Annotated in this window: 1 protein-coding gene and 1 pseudogene; one reads left to right on the forward strand and one right to left on the reverse strand. The window is 42.0% G+C overall.

Annotated features, from left to right (window positions below):
• Nucleotides 1-861: 861 nt before the first annotated feature.
• A pseudogene (locus O9334_RS11635) lies at nt 862-1,977 on the reverse strand (ISAs1 family transposase).
• 707 nt (nt 1,978-2,684) lie between these two features.
• Here O9334_RS11635 and O9334_RS11640 point away from each other — a divergent pair.
• A partial coding sequence (locus O9334_RS11640) for a S8 family peptidase (RefSeq protein WP_288000341.1) occupies nt 2,685-4,172 on the forward strand: 1,488 nt, incomplete at its 3' end.

Here is a 4,172-nt window from a genome sequence, read left to right on the forward strand (position 1 = left end):
TTATACATCTAAATTTAGCTTTATTCATCCCTCTTTGATTAGAAAAGATGATAAAAAAGCTGATTTCTCAACAGAAAAACTTATCTTAAATTCGGGCTGATTTTTGAGAGTTTTTGTTTTTTACTTTTTCAGCAAACCCTACTTAGGTAACATTTTAAGAATAAGAAAAGATGATGGTAATCTGACAATATTTAGCGATGACGGTTGCCAAGAGATTTTCATCAATCTCGATGGACTTGTTTACCCTGAACAATCCTGTATTTTTTAACAAGTCAGTCCCGATGAAAAAATTTTCACCACCAGAGATGAAAGAGGTTTCCTTCCCTACACCCCACACCCGTTCGGACCTCGGCGTGAGACTTCGGACGTTCGGCGAGCTCAGTCGAGCCGCGTGAGCTTTTGTCGAACGCTCGGTCGAACGCTGAGCTCACGGCCGAAGCCCACACCCCACACCCTCTTTCAAGTCAGACTAAATCTTTCCGGGAGGACTTGAAAAATTGCCTTGCCATAAGTTGATATTTGAGAGACGAAAATATAGAAGCAGCTGATTAAGCTAAGACGCATTTAAACAGCTTATTCTTAAATTAGCCGAACCTCCCCCACCCCCCCTGCCCCCCTTATTAAGTAGGGCTGTTTCATTTAAATTAAGTACAGCTGATTTTGAGTCAATAAATTTGACTAAAGATTCTCAAGTTTATCTTTATCTAACCAAAAGAGTTAGTCACAATAATTAATCTTTAATATTCTACCAATATTTATTATGAATAGATTGATAAAGCTTGTTCCCAAGGCACTAAAAGCCTATCTCTCTTGAAATTGTCTGAGAGTACATCCTGTTAATTTAGCTAATTTTTCTGCTTCTTACGTCGATAAAACTATCAGTTTTTCCCAACGTTCAGCTAACCACCTCTGTCTCTCCGTTATTGAGAGAAAACCTAAACTTCTGAAAAGATTCAATCCCATGGTTGTGAGAATTGACCAATTGCTTGCCGCTTGAAAATCACTGATCTGGCTTTTATCTTCCTCAAAAATTACATCTTTTACCCAATGTAACTGATTTTCTATTTTCCAATGTCCTCGAATAATTTCAGCAAATACTTGGGCGGATGCGGTTAGGCTACTGATATAGTAAGCTGTTTCTTCATACGTTTTATCCCCGCGACTACCCCTTCTTTCTACTTTAATAATTCGGCGCAGATTTTCAAATCCTTGTCTTTGATTTTTTCTCACTTTAAAAACTTCTATTTTTCTTGATATTTTTCGACCATGACTATTATCTTGTTCAAGAAAACAACTTTCTGGCTTTGAGGAACTACTCAGGTCTTGAATTCGCTGATGAAGATTTTTCTGATTTCCTTTAACGGTGATAACATCATCATTTTTACTCTTGATTATTAAGCTGATTGTTTTCTTCTGACAGGGTCAAGCATCGCCAGTAAACACTTTATTTTGGAGAGAGCAATGCTCAATTATAGCTTGACCTTCCTCGATTTCAGACCCTTTTTTGTTTTCGATTCTTTTTAAGTGTAATACTAATCCACTTTCTTGACTAAACAATGAGATAAACATGATAAAATTTTGTTGTTCATTGTTAGGATTATTTCGGGTGTTTTTGAGACTTTTTCCATCTATATCTAGCCAATTTATATCACCTATTTGTCCATATTCTTCTAATGCCCATTCATTGAACACTTTTAACAGACTCTGCCATTCCATTCCCATCATTACCCTTCTAATTGTTGAATAGGATGGGACTCTTTCTGGAATTATGTTAAATTCTTGACTGAGCCTGTGCCGCCCCTTCGACTTGGCTCAGGGCAAGTTATTTTTAGCGAACTCTCCTAGCTCTCTATAACTTAAGTATCCTAGCATTGTTCCCAGTATTATTACTACTAATACTATCCATAAAGGGTGTCTTTTTCCTTTATCTTTCCGAAAGTCCTTGACTTGTTTCAGTTTTTCTATTAAGCTCAACATATATTTAAAAGTTGCCGGTCACTTCTCATTTTAGAAAGACAGTGATCGCTTTTACTTTTGATATTCTGATGGGAGAATGAAACAGCCCTAGGGTTGGGGGGGGGTTGGGGGTCTTGCCCCTTGCAAGAGTGCCTCATCTCAACAAGCAATTTAAATGCGCCGGCAGCTCAATACTTCTACGTTTCCTCATTCTCAATAAGGCTGTCCTTATTGCGGCGATAATCAGGCTTTGGATGAATACAAGAAAATTTTTCTTATTTTTTTAACTTGTTAATTACCCACTTCCCGCACTTCTTAACATTCAATTGATAACTTTTACTAATATATTGCTGACAACTTTTTGCTGGTAAGGATTATAGCTACAATGATGGATTTTTGTCAAGGTGAAGAATTGTAAATTTTTTTCTCAGAAAAAATCAATTATTGAAAATGTGCTCAATAGTAGTTTCTACAATGAAGGTTTTTCGTCAAAACATCTTGGGGAATGTAAAACTATATAAAAGTATATGAAGATGTGCGGAATGTCGGTATAATTATGAGTAGATGAAAGATTTAGCACCAGGACAGGGAAGTTGGGCTTGTCTTTTTCCCTAACCACAAACAGAAATAATTCAACACACCCAAGTAATTGACCGATTAATTTTCGGAAAATGGGGTGTGCCTGGTGATGAAGACAACACAAGTAAGTTCCGTTATCTAGTACATATATGCCATCTCCAGCAGATTCTTTGAGTTTTGATGGAGCCTTCCCAATCACAGTTGATTTAACAGGTTCCGACGATTTAAGTGTATCGAGGGAAACTCCTCCCTTAGGAGTCCTGAACTCTAACCCCTCCCCATCTACAGTATCCTCTGAGGCCCCCACGGTTCCAGTCTCCCCTGCTGCTACGGGCCAAGTGGTGTTTCCCGATCCTCTTAGTATTAACTCTTCTGGTTATTCCACCAGTCCAGGGTCGCGTCCTGCCTCTGTACCCACCGCTGCCCCCGTCACCTCCAGTCCAGGGTCCGGTCCTGCCTCTGTACCCACCGCTGCCCCCGTCACCTCAGAGCTAAAACCGGCAGCAACTAGCACCCTTGCCCCTTATGCTCCCAATCAAGTGATTCTCAAGTTCAAGCAAGGGATCGCCGCCGCCCAAGTTGCTCAGTTTCAGTCCCTCTTTGGTGCTGTTAAAACCCAGAAGATTAAACTAACGGGGGCAGAGATTTGGAAGTTATCCGGGTCGCTCTCTGTGGAGAAGATTCTGGCACAATATCGCTCCAATCCGATTTTTGAATACGTTGAACCCGACTATATTGTGACAAAAGGCACAATTAGTGCCCAGGCGACATTCCCCAATGACCCCAGTTTTAATCAACTTTGGGGACTGCATAACACCGGACAAAGTGGCGGTACTGCCGACGCGGATATTGATGCCCCGGAAGCCTGGGATATTCAAACCGGCGATCCTAATTTAGTGATTGGGGTTATTGATACGGGGGTTGACTACAATCACCAAGACCTAGTTGGCAATATCTGGACAAACCCAGGGGAGATTGCCAACGACGGCATTGACAACGATGGCAATGGCTACATTGATGACATTCGCGGTTGGGACTTTGCCTATAACGACAATAACCCCAGTGATGTTGATGGTCACGGAACCCATGTTTCGGGAACCATTGCTGGCAAAGGAAATAATGGGGTAGGCGTGACGGGGGTGGCTTGGAATGCCAAAATCATGCCACTGAAGTTCCTTGATGATACGGGGTCAGGCTCTACCTCCAATGCCATTAAGGCAATTAACTATGCGACGGCCAAAGGAGTTAAGCTCACCAATAACTCCTGGGGAGGAGGCGGTTATAGTCAAGCGCTCTACGATGCGATTAACGCAGCGGGTCAGGCGGGGGCTTTATTTATTGCGGCGGCTGGTAATGATGCAAAAAACACTGACACAAGCCCCTCCTATCCTGCCAGCTACAACCTAGCTAATATTATTTCCGTTGCTTCCACCACCCGCACCGATGCTCTCTCTTCCTTTTCCAACTATGGCTTAACCAGCGTAGATTTAGGCGCACCTGGTTCAGAGATTTACAGCACCACTCCCAACAATACCTATGCCACCTATTCAGGGACATCCATGGCCAGTCCCCATGTGGCAGGGGCGGCGGCTTTGTTGTGGTCACAAAATCCTACCTGGACAGCCCAACAGGTGAAA

Source organism: Microcystis sp. LE19-8.1F, from assembly GCF_027531715.1.
GTDB classification, from domain to species: domain Bacteria; phylum Cyanobacteriota; class Cyanobacteriia; order Cyanobacteriales; family Microcystaceae; genus Microcystis; species Microcystis wesenbergii_A.